17 protein-coding genes are annotated in these 18,473 nt (G+C 69.9%); 8 read left to right on the forward strand and 9 right to left on the reverse strand.

Annotated elements, in window-relative coordinates:
- The first annotated feature begins 49 nt into the window (after positions 1-49).
- Positions 50-1,024, forward strand: coding sequence for a DedA family protein (locus tag G6048_RS07065; protein ID WP_165338582.1), 975 nt, complete (start codon positions 50-52; stop codon positions 1,022-1,024).
- 82 nt (positions 1,025-1,106) lie between these two features.
- Here G6048_RS07065 and G6048_RS07070 read toward each other — a convergent pair whose 3' ends face one another.
- On the reverse strand, positions 1,107-2,735 hold the full coding sequence (locus G6048_RS07070; RefSeq protein ID WP_165338628.1) for a threonine/serine exporter family protein: 1,629 nt from the start codon (positions 2,733-2,735) through the stop codon (positions 1,107-1,109).
- 181 nt (positions 2,736-2,916) lie between these two features.
- Entirely contained in the window at positions 2,917-3,408 is a 492-nt protein-coding gene (locus G6048_RS07075; protein WP_033321679.1) for an inorganic diphosphatase, read from the reverse strand.
- Between the two features lie 79 nt (positions 3,409-3,487).
- Here G6048_RS07075 and dacB point away from each other — a divergent pair, with 79 nt between their 5' ends.
- The 6 genes from dacB to folE all read left to right on the forward strand — a co-directional run bounded on the left by dacB (position 3,488) and on the right by folE (position 11,307).
- Positions 3,488-5,122: a D-alanyl-D-alanine carboxypeptidase/D-alanyl-D-alanine endopeptidase gene (gene dacB, locus G6048_RS07080; RefSeq protein WP_165338583.1), complete on the forward strand. Its 1,635-nt coding sequence runs from the start codon at positions 3,488-3,490 to the stop codon at positions 5,120-5,122.
- Positions 5,123-5,248: 126 nt separating this feature from the next.
- On the forward strand, positions 5,249-6,376 hold the full coding sequence (locus tag G6048_RS07085) for a zinc-dependent metalloprotease (protein WP_165338584.1): 1,128 nt from the start codon (positions 5,249-5,251) through the stop codon (positions 6,374-6,376).
- A gap of 172 nt (positions 6,377-6,548) precedes the next feature.
- On the forward strand, positions 6,549-7,625 hold the full coding sequence (gene tilS, locus G6048_RS07090; protein WP_165338585.1) for a tRNA lysidine(34) synthetase TilS: 1,077 nt from the start codon (positions 6,549-6,551) through the stop codon (positions 7,623-7,625).
- 79 nt (positions 7,626-7,704) lie between these two features.
- Complete coding sequence (gene hpt, locus G6048_RS07095; RefSeq protein ID WP_165338586.1) at positions 7,705-8,265, forward strand: hypoxanthine phosphoribosyltransferase; 561 nt, start codon at positions 7,705-7,707, stop codon at positions 8,263-8,265.
- Between the two features lie 204 nt (positions 8,266-8,469).
- The gene (gene ftsH, locus G6048_RS07100; protein ID WP_165338587.1) at positions 8,470-10,512 is read left to right on the forward strand and encodes an ATP-dependent zinc metalloprotease FtsH; all 2,043 of its coding nucleotides are present in this window, start codon (positions 8,470-8,472) and stop codon (positions 10,510-10,512) included.
- Positions 10,513-10,701: 189 nt separating this feature from the next.
- On the forward strand, positions 10,702-11,307 hold the full coding sequence (folE, locus tag G6048_RS07105) for a GTP cyclohydrolase I FolE (protein WP_165338588.1): 606 nt from the start codon (positions 10,702-10,704) through the stop codon (positions 11,305-11,307).
- Between the two features lie 84 nt (positions 11,308-11,391).
- On the opposite strand, the gene G6048_RS07110 is transcribed toward folE, so the two are convergent.
- The 5 genes from G6048_RS07110 to folP all read right to left on the reverse strand — a co-directional run bounded on the left by G6048_RS07110 (position 11,392) and on the right by folP (position 14,554).
- Positions 11,392-11,877, reverse strand: a complete 486-nt coding sequence (locus tag G6048_RS07110) for a DUF3180 domain-containing protein (RefSeq protein WP_165338589.1) — start codon at positions 11,875-11,877, stop codon at positions 11,392-11,394.
- A 58-nt stretch (positions 11,878-11,935) separates the two neighbouring features.
- The gene (gene folK, locus G6048_RS07115) at positions 11,936-12,547 is read right to left on the reverse strand and encodes a 2-amino-4-hydroxy-6-hydroxymethyldihydropteridine diphosphokinase (protein ID WP_165338590.1); all 612 of its coding nucleotides are present in this window, start codon (positions 12,545-12,547) and stop codon (positions 11,936-11,938) included.
- Complete coding sequence (folB, locus tag G6048_RS07120) at positions 12,544-12,903, reverse strand: dihydroneopterin aldolase (RefSeq protein ID WP_165338591.1); 360 nt, start codon at positions 12,901-12,903, stop codon at positions 12,544-12,546. The genes folK and folB overlap by 4 nt, the downstream gene beginning before the upstream one ends.
- A gap of 236 nt (positions 12,904-13,139) precedes the next feature.
- Complete coding sequence (locus tag G6048_RS07125) at positions 13,140-13,679, reverse strand: nuclear transport factor 2 family protein (protein WP_165338592.1); 540 nt, start codon at positions 13,677-13,679, stop codon at positions 13,140-13,142.
- A complete protein-coding gene (folP, locus tag G6048_RS07130) occupies positions 13,676-14,554 on the reverse strand; it encodes a dihydropteroate synthase (protein WP_165338593.1) in 879 nt (292 codons plus the stop codon). The genes G6048_RS07125 and folP overlap by 4 nt, the downstream gene beginning before the upstream one ends.
- 350 nt (positions 14,555-14,904) lie before the next feature.
- On the opposite strand from folP, the gene G6048_RS07135 reads away from it, so the two are divergent.
- Complete coding sequence (locus tag G6048_RS07135) at positions 14,905-16,524, forward strand: hypothetical protein (RefSeq protein WP_206341276.1); 1,620 nt, start codon at positions 14,905-14,907, stop codon at positions 16,522-16,524.
- A gap of 69 nt (positions 16,525-16,593) precedes the next feature.
- On the opposite strand, the gene G6048_RS07140 is transcribed toward G6048_RS07135, so the two are convergent.
- Together G6048_RS07140 and G6048_RS07145 are read right to left on the reverse strand one after the other, a co-directional pair.
- Entirely contained in the window at positions 16,594-17,937 is a 1,344-nt protein-coding gene (locus G6048_RS07140; protein WP_165338594.1) for a PH domain-containing protein, read from the reverse strand.
- On the reverse strand, positions 17,934-18,452 hold the full coding sequence (locus G6048_RS07145; protein ID WP_165338595.1) for a PH domain-containing protein: 519 nt from the start codon (positions 18,450-18,452) through the stop codon (positions 17,934-17,936). Before G6048_RS07145 ends, G6048_RS07140 begins: the two co-directional genes overlap by 4 nt.
- Between the last annotated feature and the right edge of the window lie 21 nt (positions 18,453-18,473).

Raw genomic sequence — 18,473 nt, forward strand, 5'->3', positions numbered from 1 at the left:
CAGAAAAGACATCGTCTGCGCCTCACTTCACCCTCAGGAGCCCGGAACCGTGACGCTTGCCCTTGGACCAAGCTGGTTGGATCCGGACTATCTCCTCGACGCGTTCGGCATCTGGGGACTGCTCGTCATCGTCTTCGCCGAGTCCGGCCTGCTCATCGGCTTCTTCCTGCCGGGTGACTCGCTGCTGTTCACGGCGGGGCTGCTGATCGCCGAGGGCACGCTGGACTTCCCGCTGTGGGCGGCCGTCGTGCTGATCTGTATCGCCGCGATCCTCGGTGACCAGGCGGGCTACATGTTCGGCAAGAAGGTGGGGCCCGCGCTGTTCAAGCGCCCGGACTCACGCCTTTTCAAACAGGAGAACGTGGTCAAGGCCCACGACTTCTTCGAGAAGTACGGGCCCAAGTCCCTTGTACTGGCCCGCTTCGTGCCCATCGTGCGGACGTTCACGCCGATCATCGCGGGCGTCAGCGGCATGCGGTACCGCTCGTTCCTCACATTCAACATCCTCGGCGGCATCCTCTGGGGCGCGGGCGTCACGCTGCTCGGCCATTGGCTGGGCCAGATCGACTTCGTGAAGAAGAACATCGAGGCGATCCTCATCCTGATCGTCTTCCTCTCCGTACTCCCGATCATCATCGAGCTCCTGAAGGCCCGCGGTAAGTCGAAGAAGAGCCCGCAACAGGCTCCGGAGGCACCGCCCGCGATGGACGACGCGACGACTCAGCTGCGCGCCGTGCCACCGGTCCACCAGGACCAGACGCACGGCCACCAGGGCCGTGGCCAGGGCGCATACGGCACCCAGGGTCAGGACCAGGGATACGGCCACCAAGGCGGCCAGGGTTACCCGCAGCAGCAGCCACAACAGCAGCCCCCGTACGGCTCGGACCAGGGCTACGGGCAGCAGCAGGGCCAGCCGCCCTACGCCGCCCAGTACCCGCAGGGGCAGCCGTACCCCCAGGGCCAGCAATATCCCCAGGGCCAGGGCTACCCGTACGGCCAGGGCCAGGACTACCCGCAGAACTGAGCGGGCCGAGAGTGGGGGAGCGACCAGCCACAACGCACCCGCACTCGCCGGCGAACCGGTAGCCCCGAGCTACGAGGCGCCCTTAGAAGCCTCGCGTTCGCTTCGCCGCGCGCCGCCCCTCGGTCGAAACCCCCGGCAGCCGCATGAACAGCCGCGAAATCTCCGACCCGAGGTTCACGCCAATCGCGATGGCCATCGCAAGGGCGGCGGCCTTGGACAGCGAGACAAGCCCGGCGTCCAGGTTGTTCTGGGCGATGGACAGCAGCCCGAAGTACGTCGCAGAACCCGGCAGCAACGGCCCGATCGCCGCCGTCGTGTACGGCAGGGCGGACGCGAACCGGTAACGCGACAGAAGCTGTCCGAACAGCCCCACCACACCCGCCGCCACAGCCGTGGAGGCGACCGGCGAGAGCTCGCCCGCATAGTGCATCGCGCCGTACACCGACCAGGCCACGCCCCCGTTGAGGGTCACCATCAGCACGGTGGATCGTTCCTGCTGGAGCAGTACGGCGAAGGCCAGCGCCAGCAGCATCGAGGCGACGATCCCCCACACGGGCTGCTGGGAGCTGCTCACGGTGGCGTCCGGATCCAGCTCCGCGCCCAGCTCCACCCCGAAGTACAGCGCCAGCAGAACCCCGGTGACGATGCCCACGTAGAAGTACATGACTTCCAGCAGGCGTGCGGCGGCGGTGATGTAGAAGCCGGTCAGTCCGTCCTGGACGCCCGCGACCAGCGCCCGCCCGGGCAGCAGCGCGAAGAGCCCACCGGTGACCACCGCGGACGACTTCACGTCGACGCTCGCCAGGGTGAGCGCGATGCCGATCGCGGCCGGAGGCATCGCGGCCACCGTGAACTGGTAGAACTCGGGCAGCCCGCGCCCCGCGCACAGCCACGCCAGCCGGTCGCCGAGCATCGCGCCGAGCGCGGCGGCGACGAACACGAGGGCGTCACCGCCGACGAGCACGGAGGCCGCGCCCGCGAGCAGCCCGGCGGCACCGGTCAGTACCCAGCCGGGATAGGGGTGCCGGTTGCGTCGTATCTCCGCGAGCCGCCGGTAGGCCTCCTCCAGGGAGACCTCGATCTCGTCGTCGCTGATGTCGTCGACGAGCCGGTACACGGCCGCGAGCCGCGTGTAGTCGGTGGCCCGGCGGCGCACCGTACGCGAGGCCGTGATCGGATCGTCCACCAGGGACGGCTGGTACGACATGGACAGCAGCGTGAAGGTGACGTTCGGCTCGCAGCGGTCCAGGCCGTACGAACGGCAGACGGCGAGCATCGCCGCCTCCACGTCCTCGGCGCCCTCGCCGCCGGCGAGCAGCAACTCGCCGATACGCAGCGTCAGGTCGAGCACGCGCGGGACGGCGGGGCCGCCGTCGTCCTCCGTGCGCTGGACGGGCTCGGCGACGGGCCTGTCGGCCACCGGCATACGCAGCATCGTGCGCATCCGGTCCTGCCAGGGCACCTCCTTGGTCAGCTTGACCACGGGGATACCGGTCGGCGGGGTGAAGGCGGGCGCCCGGTACGTACGCGGTGCGTTGAACGCCGAGCCCCCCGGCTCGGCGGACGGCGGCTCGGGTGGCGCGAGCCCCTCCGGGATCGCGAACTCCGACGTCGTATGCGACTCGTCCTCGAAGGCCGCCGCCACCCCGCTCGGCGGCGCGAACGCACTCCTCGCCTCGTCCGACTGCGGCTTACGGTCCTCCCAGTCCAGCTCGGCCACCAGCTCCCGCCCCACTTCTCAATACGTCCGTTTCTGATACGTCCGTTCTCGTACGGGGTCCCCCATACGCCGTATCTCTGATGTACGCCTCAGCGCAAGAACACACGAAAGAACACACGAACGGGCCGCGTCACCCTTTGGGTCACGCGGCCCGCCGGTACATCACTTGGCCTCAGTGGCCGCCGGTCTCCTTGAATCGCTTGTAGGAGCGCTCGATCTCGGCCTCGGCGTCCGTGCGGCCCACCCAGTTGGCGCCCTCGACGGACTTGCCGGGCTCCAGGTCCTTGTAGACCTCGAAGAAGTGCTGGATCTCCAGACGGTCGAACTCCGACACGTGGTGGATGTCACGGAGGTGCTCCACGCGCGGGTCGTGCGCGGGGACGCACAGCAGCTTGTCGTCGCCGCCGGCCTCGTCCGTCATACGGAACATGCCGATCGTGCGGCACTGGATGAGGCAGCCGGGGAAAGTCGGCTCGTCCAGGATGACGAGGGCGTCCAGCGGGTCGCCGTCCTCGCCGAGGGTGTTCTCGACGAAGCCGTAGTCGGCCGGGTAGCTGGTCGAGGTGAAGAGTCGACGGTCCAGGCGGATCCGACCGGTCTCGTGGTCCACCTCGTACTTGTTCCGCGAACCCTTCGGAATCTCGATCGTGACGTCGAACTCCACCGGTGGCTCCTCCATGATCAACACATACGTCTGGTGGTTAAGTGTCCCTCACGCAGATGTGTGATCGCGAAAGGGGCTGATGGTCGTGCCGGAGCTGAAGGCTTGGCGGGCCGCGCGACCACATGTGGAGCGGATCGCGCGAGCCGTGCGGCCGTGGCTGGTACGGGCTTTGGAGACCGTCAGGCGGTCGCTCGTACAAGCCGTGGAAGCCGTCAGGCCTTGGCTCGTACGGGCCTCGGGGGCGGTGCGGCCGTGGTTCGCGCGGCTGACGACCGTGCAGTTCACGGCGGGCGCCGCCCTCCTCGGCCTCGCACTGACGGCAACCGTGGTGACAGCGGCCGGCCCTTGGGACTCCAGCGGTCAGCGTACGGCCGAGCGGGACCTGGCGGCGTCGCGGGAGGGGGCAGGTGGCGCAGATCACGGCACCGGATCCGGCCCTGGATCCGGTACGTCTCCGAAGGCGCCGCGTCCCGCCCCCAGCGCCCCGTCCGTACTCGCCGGCCTCGGGCGTACGACCGGCACCGTTTCCTCGCCCACCGAGAAGGCCCTCGCCGATGTCCTGGACCCGCTGCTCGACGATCCCTCGCTGGGCTCGGAACGTACGGCCGCGGTCGTCGACGTGGCCACCGGCAAGAGGCTGTACGGCAAGGCCGCGGACGAGGCGCTGACGCCGGCCTCCACCACGAAGATCGCCACGGCCGTCGCGGCACTCTCCGCGGCGGGCGCCGACCACCGCATCGCGACCCGTACGGCCCTCGAACCCGGCACCAAGGAACTCGTCCTCGTCGGCGGCGGCGACCCCACGCTGACCGCCCGCGAGGAAGCGAACGGCAACGCCAGCCTGCGTACGCTCGCCGACAAGACCGCCCGCGCCCTCAAGTCCCGCAAGCTGGACGCGGTGACGCTCTCGTACGACACCACTCTGTACGACGGCCCTGCGCTGCACCCCATCGGTCCCAACAACGCCAACATCGCGCCGGTCACCGCCCTGATGGCCGACGAGGGCCGCCTCGACGACTCGTCCTCCGGCACCGCGGACCGCAGCACGGACCCGGCGGCGGACGCGGCCCGGCAGTTCGCGGCCCTTCTGAAGGACCGCGGCATCAAGAGCAAGTCACCCGGCCCCTCCAAGGCGACGGGCCGCGCGGAGTCTCTCGCGAAGGTCGAATCCCCGCCCCTGTCCGCCCTGGTCGAGCGGATGCTGACCAACAGCGACAACGACATCGCCGAGGCCCTGGCCCGCCAGACCGCACTCGCCTCCGGCGAACAGGCCAGCTTCGAAGGCGCTTCCGCAGCGATCCGTACGCAGCTGAAGAAGCTCGAACTGCCCCTGGAAGGCGTCGAGTTCGCCGACGGCAGCGGCCTGGACCGAGCCGACCGCCTGACCGCGAACCTGCTCACCGCCCTCCTCGCCAAGGCAGGCGCCCCCGAACACCCCGAACTCCGCCCCGCCCTCACCGGCCTCCCGGTAGCAGGCTTCACCGGCACCCTCCGCAACCGCTACACGGACCAGCCCGGCACAGGAGTCGTACGAGCAAAGACGGGCACGCTGACGGGCGTACACGCCCTGGCAGGCACAGTGGTGGACACAGAGGGCCGCCTACTGGCCTTCGCTTTCCTGACGTCTTCGAACCGTCCGATGGATCCGGCCGCAACCCAGAAGGCACTGGACGGAGCGGCATCGGCGCTGGCGAACTGCGGCTGCGGCGCGTGAGGGGCCGGCCGCGGCGCTGAGGTGGCCGCGCCAGCCACACGCAACCCGCGGCCGAGCTGCAAACAGGAACCCCCGCGAACGGGCACACCCTGCACCCAGCGGCAGCGCTCACGTACGGTTGAGGGCATGACGAGCATCGGTGGTGCCGAGATGGTCGACTGGAATCTCGCGGTGGCGACCGCGACCCGGCTCGTAAGGCCGGGCCCAGAGGTGAGTCGCGACGAGGCCAGGGCCGTCGTCGCGGAGCTGCGCCGGCATGCGAAAGCCTCGGAGCAGCACGTCCGCGAGTACACGCAGATGGGCAGCGAGGACCTGCGTGACACCCCCATCCTCGTCGTCGACCGCCCGGGCTGGGTCCGGGCGAACGTCGCCGGGTTCCGGGAGATCCTCAAACCGCTGCTCGACAAGATGCAGGAACGTCGCGGCAACTCGCCGGGCGGAGCCGTCCTCGGCGCCGTCGGCGGCAAGGTCACCGGCGTAGAGCTGGGCATGCTCCTGTCGTTCCTGGCTTCCCGGGTGCTGGGCCAGTACGAGACCTTCGCCCCGGCGACCCGCGAACTCCCGGCGGGCGAGAACGGCGGCGGCAGGCTGCTCCTGGTCGCCCCGAACATCGTGCACGTGGAGCGCGAACTCGACGTACAGCCCCACGACTTCAGGCTCTGGGTCTGTCTGCACGAGGAGACGCACCGGACGCAGTTCACGGCCGTGCCCTGGCTGCGCGACCACCTCGAGGGCGAAATCCAGTCTTTCCTGGAGGAGACCGAGGTCGACCCCATGACGGTCCTCGAACGCATCCGGGAGGCCGCGCAGACGCTCGCCGGCAGCCGTCCCGAGGGCGAGGAGGGCGACGACGGCGGACGGTCCATCGTCGAGATCGTCCAGACGCCCGCGCAGCGCGAGATCCTCGGCCGGCTGACCGCCGTGATGTCCCTCCTGGAGGGCCACGCGGACTTCGTGATGGACGGCGTGGGGCCCGCCGTGGTCCCGTCCGTCGCCGAGATCCGCGAGAAGTTCCAGCAGCGCCGCCAGCGCGGGGCCTCCCGCCTCGACCTGGCGCTGCGCAAGCTGCTCGGCCTGGACGCCAAGCTGCGCCAGTACCGGGACGGGGAGCGTTTCGTACGGGCGGTCGTGGACCAGGTCGGCATGGAGGGGTTCAACCGCGTGTGGACCTCGCCGAACACGCTCCCCACCAAGTCGGAGATCTCCAAACCGGCGGACTGGGTTGCGCGGGTGCACCGCAAGGCAGAGTCGTGAACTGAATCAGGCCGAGGACAGGTGAGCGCCCCCGCTATCACCCGTCCGAGGGACCGTGGGGCATGAGTAGGCGTGCAATGCTCGGGGAACGGCCCGTTTCTGTCACCATCTAGGCACTCTGCGTGACCGAACCTCGGGCTCACCCCCGACAATTTCATGAAGGGAACCGGACATGGGTCCCCATCCAGCGGTCGCGGCGATACGCCTGGCGGTCCGCCGCGTCCTCCACGAGATCCTTGACGACGTCCTCACCGACCACACGCCCGCCCGCCCTGACCCTGCGCGCAGCGCCATCGCGCCCGCCGACACCGCGTACGAGCAGTCGCCCCCGCCGCTCGTGCTCGTGGCATGCTCCGGCGGCGCCGACTCCATGGCGCTCGCCTCCGCCCTCGCCTTCGAAGCACCCAAACTCGGCATCCGCGCCGGTGGCATCACCGTTGACCACGGTCTGCAGCCCGGCTCCGGCCTGCGCGCCGCGGAAGTCGTCGTACGACTCACCGAACTCGGCCTCGACCCCGCCGAGTCCATCGGTGTCTCCGTAGGCCGGGAGGGAGGGCCTGAGGCCGCCGCCCGGGACGCGCGGTACGCCGCCCTGGACGCCGCCGCCGAGCGCCACGGCGCCGCCGCGGTCCTGCTCGGCCACACCCGTGACGACCAGGCCGAAACCGTCCTCCTCGGCCTCGCCCGCGGCTCCGGCATCCGCTCCCTGTCCGGCATGGCCGCGGTCTCCGGAGGCCCGGGAGCCGCCCGCCGCTACCGCCGCCCCTTCCTGCACCTCGACCGGCAGACCGCCCGCAGGGCCTGCATGGTCCAGTCGCTCCCCGTCTGGGACGACCCGCACAACTCCGACCCGGCCTATACGAGGTCGCGCCTGCGCCAGGAGGGTCTGCCCGCCCTGGAGAAGGCCCTCGGCAAGGGCGTCGTCGAAGCCCTCGCCCGTACGGCACAGTTGGCCCGCGACGACGCCGACGCCCTCGACGCGTGGGCCCGCCAGGCCGAAGCCTCCGTACGGGACGCCGCCGGCCTCCTGGAGTGCGCCAAGCTGTACGCCCTGCCGCCCGCCGTGCGCCGCCGGATCCTGCGCCGAGCCGCCATCGAGGCCGGGGCGCCCGCCGGTTCGCTGTTCGCCCGGCACATCGAGGAGATCGACCGGCTGATCACCGGCTGGCGCGGCCAGGGAGCCATCAATCTGCCGGGCAAAGTCGTCGCCCGGCGGCAGGGTGGCAGACTGGTGATTCGGCAAGGCTGAATCCGGGCCTTCCGCCGGCCCCTTGCGCGGGTCGTGGGCGGCCCGAGCGGCCGCCATACATGCGGGACGACCGAAAGTGATGCGGGTGGACGCGAAAGACATGGGCACCGACCTCAAGTCGGTGCTCATCACCAAGGAAGAGATCGACGCGAAGCTGGCCGAGCTGGCCGCGAAGATCGACGCGGAGTACGCGGACAAGGACCTGCTGCTCGTCGGAGTCCTCAAGGGCGCCGTGATGGTCATGGCGGACCTGGCGCGCGCGCTCTCCACCCCCGTCACCATGGACTGGATGGCCGTGTCCTCGTACGGCGCGGGTACGCAGTCCTCCGGCGTCGTGCGGATCCTGAAGGACCTCGACACCGACATCAAGGGCAAGCACGTCCTCATCGTCGAGGACATCATCGACTCAGGTCTGACGCTGTCCTGGCTGATCTCCAACCTCGGCTCGCGCGAGCCCGCGTCGCTCAAGGTGTGCACGCTGCTGCGCAAGCCGGAGGCGGCCAAGGTCGCGATCGACGTGGAGTGGGCCGGCTTCGACATCCCGAACGAGTTTGTCGTGGGCTACGGCCTCGACTACGCGGAGAAGTACCGGAATCTGCCGTTCGTCGGTACGCTCGCGCCTCATGTCTACGGTGGCTGAGGCACTCTCGTAGAGAGTGGCGAACCCCACGTACTAGAGGAAGACGGTCCGGGAACCCTTGCGGGTTCCGCGCCGTTGGAGCATGCGTAGACGGGTTTGTCAGCCGGACCGTGCGGCTTCGGGTGACAATGCTGGGGTACCGTCAAAAACAGTCTTATCAAACTCACTATGGCAGGAGGGACGGGGCGACACCGCTCCGTATGGATGGACGTGAAGCGATACTTCCGTGGGCCGGTCATGTGGATCGTGCTGGCCGTCCTTGCCGTGGTCGTGTTGATGCAGGTCGTCGGCTCGTCCGGCGGCTACAAGACGGTGGACACCGGCCAGGTCGTCCAGGCGATCAGTGACAACAAGGTCCAGCAGGCCAAACTCACCACCGGCGACGAGCAGATCATCAAGGTCGAGCTGAAGGACGGCCAGAAGGTCGAGGGCAGCTCGAAGATCCAGGCGAGCTACATCGGCGACCAGGGCGTCAATCTCGCCAGCACACTGCAGACCAAGTACGAAGACAAGCAGATTGCGGACGGCTACACGGTTTCGCCGTCCAAGCAGAACCCGTTCGTCGGCATTCTGCTCTCCCTGCTTCCCTTCGTTCTCATCGTGGTCGTCTTCCTGTTCCTGATGAACCAGATGCAGGGCGGCGGCTCCCGGGTCATGAACTTCGGGAAGTCCAAGGCCAAGCTCATCACCAAGGACACCCCGAAGACGACGTTCTCCGACGTCGCGGGCTCGGACGAGGCCGTCGAGGAGCTCCACGAGATCAAGGAGTTCCTCCAGGAGCCGGCCAAGTTCCAGGCCGTCGGGGCGAAGATCCCCAAGGGCGTACTGCTGTACGGCCCGCCCGGTACGGGTAAGACGCTGCTCGCGCGCGCTGTCGCGGGAGAAGCCGGCGTCCCCTTCTACTCGATCTCCGGTTCCGACTTCGTCGAGATGTTCGTCGGTGTCGGTGCCTCCCGGGTCCGGGACCTGTTCGAGCAGGCCAAGGCGAACGCCCCGGCGATCGTCTTCGTCGACGAGATCGACGCGGTGGGCCGTCACCGCGGTGCCGGCCTCGGCGGCGGTCACGACGAGCGCGAGCAGACGCTGAACCAGCTGCTCGTCGAGATGGACGGCTTCGATGTGAAGGGCGGTGTGATTCTCATCGCCGCCACGAACCGGCCCGACATCCTCGACCCGGCCCTCCTGCGCCCCGGCCGTTTCGACCGCCAGATCGCGGTCGACCGCCCGGACATGCAGGGCCGTCTGGAGATCCTCAAGGTCCACCAGAAGGGCAAGCCGGTCGCGCCGGACGTCGACCTGTCCGCAGTGGCGCGTCGCACGCCGGGCTTCACCGGCGCCGACCTGTCGAACGTGCTGAACGAGGCTGCGCTGCTCACCGCGCGCAGCAACCAGAAGCTGATCGACAACCACATGCTGGACGAGGCGATCGACCGTGTGGTCGCGGGCCCGCAGAAGCGGACCCGGATCATGTCGGACAAGGAGAAGAAGATCACCGCGTACCACGAGGGCGGACACGCCCTGGTCGCGGCGGCCTCACCGAACTCCGATCCGGTCCACAAGATCACGATCCTCTCCAGAGGCCGTGCTCTCGGCTACACGATGGTGCTCCCGGACGAGGACAAGTACTCGACCACGCGCAACGAGATGCTCGACCAGCTCGCGTACATGCTGGGCGGGCGCGCGGCCGAGGAGCTCGTCTTCCACGACCCGACCACGGGCGCGGCGAACGACATCGAGAAGGCCACGGCCACCGCGCGAGCGATGGTCACGCAGTACGGCATGACCGAGCGTCTCGGCGCGATCAAGTTCGGCGGCGACAACAGCGAGCCCTTCCTCGGACGTGAGATGGGTCACCAGCGCGACTACTCGGAAGAGGTCGCCGCGCTCGTCGACGAAGAGGTCAAGAAGCTCATCGAGACCGCGCACAACGAGGCCTGGGAAATCCTGGTCGAGAACCGCGACGTCCTCGACCAGCTGGTTCTCCAGCTGCTGGAGAAGGAGACGCTGAATAAGGAGCAGATCGCCGAGATCTTCGCTCCCATCGTCAAGCGCCCGGCCCGCCCCGCGTGGACCGGCTCCTCCAGGCGCACTCCGTCCACCCGCCCGCCGGTGCTCTCCCCCAAGGAGCTGTCGCTGACGAACGGGACGAACGGCTCGGCGCCGGCGATCACCGCGAAGTCGAGCCCTGCCGCCGAGGCAGCGCTTCCGGTGGCCGAGCCGGCTCCGGAGGATCGTCCCGAAAGCTGACCACCTGCCCTGGCCTCCCACCCGTCTCCCGACCACCACCCCTCAAGGGGTCCCTTCGGGACACTGGCCTCAATTGGCCCGGAACAGATGCCGCGCCCCCCTGGTCTAGCCTGGGGGGCGCGGCATATTCGTATGCCCGTACATGAACGCGTGATCCGTACGCGTGGAGGCACAGGAACGAGGCACCAGATGATCGACCCCGTGAGGCTGGACGGCGAGGGCGAGATCGGCGAGTTCGACGAGAAGCGCGCCGAGAACGCCGTACGAGAGCTGCTGATCGCGGTCGGTGAGGACCCGGACCGGGAGGGGCTGCGGGAGACGCCGGGGCGGGTGGCACGGGCTTACCAGGAGCTGCTGGCCGGGTTGCGGCAGGAGCCCGAGGATGTGCTGACGACGACGTTCGATCTGGGGCACGACGAGATGGTCCTGGTGAAGGACATCGAGATTGTCTCGCTATGTGAGCATCATCTGCTGCCGTTCCATGGGGTCGCCCATGTTGGCTACATCCCGGCCGAGACCGGGAAGATCACCGGTCTGTCGAAGCTGGCGCGGCTTGTCGAGGTGTTCGCGCGGCGGCCGCAGGTGCAGGAACGACTCACCACGCAGATCGCGGACTCGCTGATGCGGATTCTTGAGGCACGCGGCGCCATTGTGGTCATCGAGGCCGAGCACATGTGCATGTCCGTGCGCGGGATACGCAAGCCGGGGGCCAAGACGACGACGTCCGCTGTGCGGGGGCAGTTGCGGGATGCCACCACTCGTGCCGAGGCGATGAGTCTCATCCTGGCCCGGTGAGCCTCGGCTGAGCTGAGAGCTCCGTCGCGTCTGCCTGGTTGTTGTGCGTGTGGGGCTGCGAGTGCCTTGCGGCTTGTCGCGCCCTTACGCCGCCGGGGCCGCGTTGCCGTTTGTGTCGTCGTCCTCCGGGAGTTTGCAGACTCGCTCGAGGAAGAAGGCTGCGGCTATGACGGCGATGCCCGCAAGGACTGAGAAGCCGGCGTAGATGGCCTGGTCGCGGCGGGATGGGATGTCGAGGGACTCCAGGAGGAAGGCGCCCGTTCCGCCGTACATGCCGGCGACCAGGGCGGCCACCAGGGCGCTGGCCTGGCCGAAAACCACCGCTCGGGCCGCCACCAGCGGGTCGACGCCCGTGGCGCCGGGGCGGCGTTCGCGCTGGGCCTTGAGGCGGGCTCTCAGGGAGAGTGCCGTGGCCAGGAGGACCACGGCGATCAGGGCCAGGACGATGGGGGCGGCGAGGGGGACCCGGGGGAGCGTGCCCACCGCGTTCCACAAGCGCGCGCCCGCCCAGGACAGCACGCCGGCGACCACGAACACGCCGGCCAGCGTCCTGATGCGCAGCTCTTTCACGATGCCCCTTCGTCGCAGCCGGAGATGGTCCGGTAGGTGATCCGGTAGACCTTAACGACTAGTCGGGCAGCTGTAGTTCCAGGTCGGCGCGGGGCGCGACACCTTCGCGGGGGACGGCGGCCAGGAGCCCGGCCACCGGGCCGACACCCGGGAGTTGGGCGTCCGGCTCGACGTCGTGCCAGGGGGCGAGGACGAAGGCCCGCTCGTGTGCGCGCGGGTGGGGGAGAGTGAGTTCCGGGTCGTCGGAGACCATGTCGGCGTACGCGACGATGTCCACGTCGATCGTGCGGGGGCCCCAGCGCTCGTCCCGTACGCGATGGAAGGCCTCCTCTACCGCGTGCGCCCGCTCCAGCAGGGAGGACGGGGGGAGCGTGGTGCGCAGGACGACGACCGCGTTGAAGTACGTCGGCTGGCTGTCCGGCTCCACGCCCCAGGGCTCCGTCTCGTACACCGGAGAGACCGCCTTGACCCGTACGCCGGGGGTGTCCTCCAGGGCGTCGACGGCACCCTGGAGAGTCTCCAGGCGGTTGCCGAGGTTCGAGCCGAGGGAGAGCACGGCCCGTTTGGGGTTGTGCAGGGTGGTGTCGGCGGCGTCCACTCGTTCCACGACGGAGGCGGGCACCGGCTGTACGGTCGGGTCGCTCTGACCCTCGGTCAACGAGGCAGTCATACTCGGCTCCGGGTGATGGTGACGGTCACGTCGTCGAAGGGGACGGTGATCGGCGCGTCCGGTTTGTGGACGCAGACCTCGACCTCCTGGACCCCGTCGTGCTTCAGACAGGCCTGAGCGATGCGCTCGGCGAGCGTCTCGATGAGATCCACGGGCTCGCCCTCGACGACGGCCACGACCTCCTCGGCCACTATGCCGTAGTGCACGGTCTTCGCCAGGTCGTCGTCGGCAGCGGCCGGCCGGGTGTCCAGGCCCAGCGAGAGGTCCACGATGAAGGTCTGGCCCTCCTCGCGTTCCTTGGGGAAGACACCGTGGTGCCCGCGGGCCTTCAGGCCGCGCAGCGCGACACGATCCACGCGAATCACTCCTGCAGTCGTCGGTAACGGCGGTCACCGCCCTATGCGGTCGGCACACCAGCCACAGTCGAATCTACCTGCGGTCACTGACAACGCTCCGTCACCGGGGCTCGGGCGCGGGCGCAGGCCAGGAGGTTTCATCGACTGTTGGTCTGGAGGGACCCTGCGGCTCACGGGCTGGTCCCCGCCCATACCCAGGGCCCCGCGATCCCAACCACTACTTGGCCCCTACCCACTCAGGAGGACGAGTCGTCGGCCTCTTCCTCGCCGGATTCGGCCAACACCGGGGAGGCGTGGTGCGACCACAGTTTCCAGCCGTCGGATGTGCGGCGGAACACATTCGTGGCGACGACGAGCTGACCCACCAGCGGTCCCAGTTCGTCGCTGTCCTCCGGGGCCGGGCCGCCGCTGAGGATGTTCTCGGTGCAGGTCACCAGAGCGGTGTCGGAGATGACGGACACGTGCACGTCCGTCAGGAAGAACTGGATGTACTCGGTGTTCGCCATGATCAGCGCGTACGACCGGAGCACCTCGCCGCGGCCGGTCAGTACGGGCCAGCCGGGGTGGACGCAGGAGACCTCGGCGCCCCGGTCCGTGGCTTCGGTGGTTTCGGCATCCTCCAGGTCTTCGGGATCCGCGGTGTGTTCGGCTCCGTCGATGTCCATGGGAGCGAGCCAGAGTGTCGCCAGCTCTTCGAAGTCGCCTCGTTCCATCGCCTCGTAGAAGGCGGTGTTGACGCGGGCGACCTCTTCGACGTCGGTGCGGGGTGCGCTCACTGGGCTCCTTCTGCCGCCCGGGCGCCTTCCACGGCCCTGGCCACCCGGACCGCGTCGGCGGTGGCCCGCACCTCGTGGACGCGGACCGCCCACGCGCCCTGGTGGGCGGCGAGCGCGGAGACGGCGGCGGTGGCGGCGTCGCGTTCCCTGGCGGGTGGCGGGGCGCCCTGTGGCCCGGCCAGTACCCGGCCGAGGAACCGCTTCCGGGACGCGGCGACCAGTACGGGGTGGCCGAGGCCGCGGAGGCGGTCGAGGTGGGCGAGGAGGGTCAGATCGTGCTCGGCCTCCTTCGAGAAGCCGAGGCCCGGGTCGACGACGATGCGGTCCGCGGCGATGCCACCCTCGAGAACGGCCGCCACGCGCGCGTGGAGCTCGTCGACGACTTCGGAGACGACGTCCTCGTACCTGCCCTGGACGTTTCCGCCCTCCAGGAAGCCTCGCCAGTGCATGACCACGAAGGGGGCGCCGGCGTCCGCGACGACCCGGATCATCGTGGGGTCGGCGAGGCCGCCGCTGACGTCGTTGACGAGAGCGGCGCCCGCGGCGAGGGCCCGTGCGGCGACGGAGGCGCGCATGGTGTCGACGGAGACGGTGACGCCTTCGGAGGCGAGGCCGCGTACGACGGGGATGACGCGTTTGAGTTCCTCGGCCTCGTCGACGCGGGTGGCGCCGGGGCGGGTGGACTCTCCGCCCACGTCGACCAGGTCCGCGCCCTCCGCGACCAGGTCGAGGCCGTGCTTGACGGCGGCCGTCGTGTCGAACCACCGGCCGCCGTCCGAGAAGGAGTCGGGCGTGACGTTCACGACTCCCATGACGGCGCACCGGTCCCATGCCGGGAGCCCTGCCACTTGGCCTCGCCCGCTGTTCTTGGTCATACGCCCAGCCTAGGCCTCCGGCGTCGGACCGGTTCGAAGCTGCGGGTTCGTTGTGGCTTGTCGCTCCCCCACTCTCGAATTCGCTCGAGCGGGGGGGGACCCCATCGCGGCGGAGCCGCAAATCGATACAGCCCCGCGGCGGAGCCGCACACCGGTGCCGGCGGCGGGTCTCCGTGGCAAAAGTGCGTTTGCATACGTGGGCATCTGTCGCCCTCTGCGCGGTGCCGCTGTCACGGGAGTGACTGTTTCGAGTGACCTCTGAGTGTTGAGGTGGTGTCAATCCCCGGAAGTGGCTGGGTTTTTACGGGGCGGGGCTCCAAGATTCGCCTACGCGCGGTAAGTTTCTGGCCATGCCACGTGGACGTCACCGTCATTCCCCACCACTGCACCGGCTGCTGCCCCCCTCGGCGATCGCAGGCGTCTCGCTCGTCTGTGCCGCCGGGCCCTGGTTGTTCTCGGACGCGTGGGTGCTCCGCGGGCTGGCCGCGGGCGCCGCGGCGACGGCCGTCGTGGGCGCGGTCGTCATGCGCCACTGGGACGTGTCCGCGGGCAAACGCGTCGCGGACCTCACGCGCGCGCGTGCGAGCGACGAGTGGCGCCACGAGGAGCGGGTCGCCGAGCTCGAGACCGACCTCGACGAGTCGCGCGAGCTGCGTACCAAGCTGGAGCACCGGCTCCGCGAGAAGCGGGCGGAGCTCCAGGGCCTGCGCAACGAACACGCCGCCCTGCTGCGGCGGTACGCCACGGCGGAGACCGAGCGGGCCAGCGTCTTGGAGAGCCGCCGACGCCTCGCCATAGAGACGACGACTCCGGCTCGAGCCCTGCCCGCGGCGGCTTCGCCGGACCCGGTGGCCGAGGCGACCGAGAAGCCCGCTCCGGCCGCCCGTGCCGCTGCTTCGGTGCTCTACGCGAAGGCCAACGCGGCGCTGGACCGGCTGGCGGAGGCGGCCACCGCGCACTTTGACGTGGCCGAGGGCGAGCCTTGGACGGACGGTACGGCGAAAAACGAGGCAACGAAGGACGATTCGGCGGAGCGCGGTTCGCCGGAGGACGCAGCGGCAACGGAGACATCCGCAACGGACGCGTCGGCACAGGACGCTTCCGCAACGGGCGTATCCGCAGCGGACGCGTCGGCACAGGGCGTTTCCGCTACGGACGCTTCCGAACCGAACTCTTCGTCCGAACCGGACGCTTCGGAGGACGCGAGCGGCTCCTCCGCGGTGGACGGCGCCCCGGATAGCGGCCCGGCGGCAGACGCACCCGACGGAAGCGAGTCCCCGAACAGCGGCTCTACTGAGGGCGATTCGGCGTCCGACGAGCCCGGGCCCGGCAAGTCGCCGAAGGGCGGCCCAGCGAAGGCCGCGGCAACCAAGAGTGCCCCCGTGAAGGCCGGTGCGCCGAAGGGTGCGCCTCCGGCCGGCGGTCCGGGCAAGGGCGGGCCCACGCCGGGCGGTTCACCGAAGGGCGGCGCTCGCAAGAAGGCCCCCGCGACGGGCGAGGCCGGGAAGGAGGGCGAGGCGACGCAGGGGAAGCCCCAGGCGGTCGGCAGTCATGAGCGCACGGCCGCCGCGAACGCACCGACGCCCACCGAGTCCCCGGCGTACCCCACCACCGCGGCCGACCTGAGGCCCGCCCACAAGGCCGGGCTTCCCTCCGGGCACTTCACCGTGCCCAAGGCCGTGGCGGTCGTTCCTGCCTCTCCGGTACGGCGGCCCTCCGTAGAGGGCGGTTTCGACTTCTTCGGTACGCAGCAGGAGGCGTCCCAGGCCGCCTTGGAGGCCGTACAGAACGAGGACCTCGCCGACGTGGTGGGCCAGGAGGCGCTGGCTCTCCACAAGGCCGAGTCCGAGGCGCAGTTCAAGCCCGCGGACGAGGAGTCCCGCGGCGTCGGCCAGCAGGTCATCGACCTGACCGCGCACGACGAGACCGAGCAGATCGACGTGGCGGAACTGCGGAGCGCGGTTTCCTGAGCCTCCGCGGCAACGGCTTGAGGGCAGTGGCAACGCAACGCGCCACTGCCCTCAGTCATCCACCAAAGCTCAGGCCCCGGCCATCCACCGATCCGGCCGGGCCTCCCGCCGCCCCGTCCGCGACCGGTCCGCCTGCCCGTACAGCAACTCCGCCGCCTCCGAGGCGTCCCGCAGCCGGGCCGTCACCGTCTTGTTGGCGCCCGTGTCGATGTGCACATGGGCCAGCCCGTGCAAGCGGGCCCACGGCCCCTGCGCCATGCGTACGCTCTGGACCTTGGCATGCGGGACGAGCGCGAGGCTGCGGCGCAGCAGCCCGTGCCGGGACGCGAAGACGGTGTCGGTGACGGCGAGTCCGTAACCCCGCCACCACAACGGCATGCACCAGCGAGCCCGGCTCGGCGGTCGCGACAGGGCACCCGGCACCGTCACCCCCGGCAGCACCCGCGCGATCACCGACTCGGCGACCTCGCGCGGAGCGACCGGTACGAGCACGGAGTTGGACGAGCCCGCCACGTCCAGCTCGACCCGGACCCAGTCCCGTCGCCGCCAGAGCAGCGGTTCGACGATGCGGACGGTCTGTACGCGGCCGGGCGGCACCGTCTCATGCGTACGGTCGAGGAGTCCGTGGTCGATACGGAGCCCGTCCGGGGAATCGCCCACGGTCCAGTCGTACTCGCCGACGAAGCGCCCCACGCTGCTCGCGCCCGCCGCGCCGAGCAGCGGCAGCGCGACCGCGAGAACCGTCCACACGCTTTCCGAGGCCCACCACACCACCGGTGGTACGACGAGCGCGCCGACCAGCGATCCCCAGGTGGCGCCCGTCAGCACCAGGGACACGGCGAGGACCCGGGCCGGTACGTGCAGCAGCTGCTGGGCCGGTGCCTCGCCCACCTCGTGTGCCGTCTCGGGGGCGAAACCGGCGGCGCGGGCCAGGAGTTCGGCCCGCAGTACACGGGCCTCGTCCTCGCCCAGGAAGGCGAGTTCGTCCTTCTTGTCGGTCCCTATGACGTCGAGTTTGAGTTTGGAGACGCCCGCGACGCGGGCCAGCAGTGGCTGGGTGACGTCGACGGCCTGGAGCCGGTCGAGCCGGATGTGTGCCGAGCGCCGGAACAACAGGCCCGTACGGATGCGCAGTTCGGTGTCGGTCACCGCGAAGTGGGTGAACCACCAGGTCAGAAAGCCGTACAGGGCGGCGGCCGGAATGACGATGGCGATCGCGATCAGCAGGGTGGAGGTCGTCAGCCGGGTCAGCTGCCGCTGCGTCTGGTCCGGGTCGTGGAACGCCCAGCCGGCGATCACTGCGATTGGCGCCCAGGCGCGGCGCAGCGGCGTCACGGGATGCAGCCGCCGCTCCGTCACGGGCTTCTCCTGGCGTACGTCGTGCTCGACGTCGCCGACATCTGACGTCGTCACAGCCCCGCCGATCTGGCCTCGCCCAGCTCCGTGAGCCGGTCCCGCAGCCGTTCCGCCTCGGCCGGGTCGAGGCCGGGAATGCGCGCGTCCGTCGCCGCGGCGGCCGTGTGCAGCTGCACGCTCGCCAGCCCGAAGTGCCGCTCGACGGGACCCGAGGTCACCTCGACCAGCTGCATGCGCCCGTACGGCACGACCGTCTCCTCACGCCACAGCACACCCCGGCTGATCAACAGGTCGTCCGCGCGTTCCGCGTACCGCCAGGACCGCCAGTTGCGGCCCAGCATCGCCCAGCCCCACAGCAGCAGCGCCAGTGGCAGCAGCGCGAAGGCCGCCCAGCCGGGCCCGACGAGCAGGCCGAGCGGCAGCCCCGTACCGAGCGTCAGCGGCACCAGCCAGACCACGAGCAGCAGCCGGCGCATCCGCAGCAGTCCCGGCGGCAGGCCGGTCCACACCGGCTCGGGCTCGGACTCGGTGCTCCTGGTGGTGCCCATGTTTCCCCTGCTCCCCGTCTCCATTCCGCAAGCGTACGTACGAGA

Source organism: Streptomyces ureilyticus, assembly GCF_011045025.1.
GTDB lineage: Bacteria > Actinomycetota > Actinomycetes > Streptomycetales > Streptomycetaceae > Streptomyces > Streptomyces ureilyticus.

What these genes read in the sequence shown, in the direction of transcription:
- dacB (WP_165338583.1), top strand. Translation starts at nt 3,488, where the DNA reads ATGGTCGTGCCGGAGCTGAAGGCTTGGCGGGCCGCGCGACCACATGTG.
- G6048_RS07085 (WP_165338584.1), top strand. Translation starts at nt 5,249, where the DNA reads ATGACGAGCATCGGTGGTGCCGAGATGGTCGACTGGAATCTCGCGGTG.
- tilS (WP_165338585.1), top strand. Translation starts at nt 6,549, where the DNA reads ATGGGTCCCCATCCAGCGGTCGCGGCGATACGCCTGGCGGTCCGCCGC.
- hpt (WP_165338586.1), top strand. Translation starts at nt 7,705, where the DNA reads ATGCGGGTGGACGCGAAAGACATGGGCACCGACCTCAAGTCGGTGCTC.
- ftsH (WP_165338587.1), top strand. Translation starts at nt 8,470, where the DNA reads ATGGACGTGAAGCGATACTTCCGTGGGCCGGTCATGTGGATCGTGCTG.
- folE (WP_165338588.1), top strand. Translation starts at nt 10,702, where the DNA reads ATGATCGACCCCGTGAGGCTGGACGGCGAGGGCGAGATCGGCGAGTTC.
- folK (WP_165338590.1), bottom strand. Translation starts at nt 12,547, where the DNA reads ATGACTGCCTCGTTGACCGAGGGTCAGAGCGACCCGACCGTACAGCCG.
- folP (WP_165338593.1), bottom strand. Translation starts at nt 14,554, where the DNA reads ATGACCAAGAACAGCGGGCGAGGCCAAGTGGCAGGGCTCCCGGCATGG.
- G6048_RS07135 (WP_206341276.1), top strand. Translation starts at nt 14,905, where the DNA reads ATGCCACGTGGACGTCACCGTCATTCCCCACCACTGCACCGGCTGCTG.
- G6048_RS07145 (WP_165338595.1), bottom strand. Translation starts at nt 18,452, where the DNA reads ATGGAGACGGGGAGCAGGGGAAACATGGGCACCACCAGGAGCACCGAG.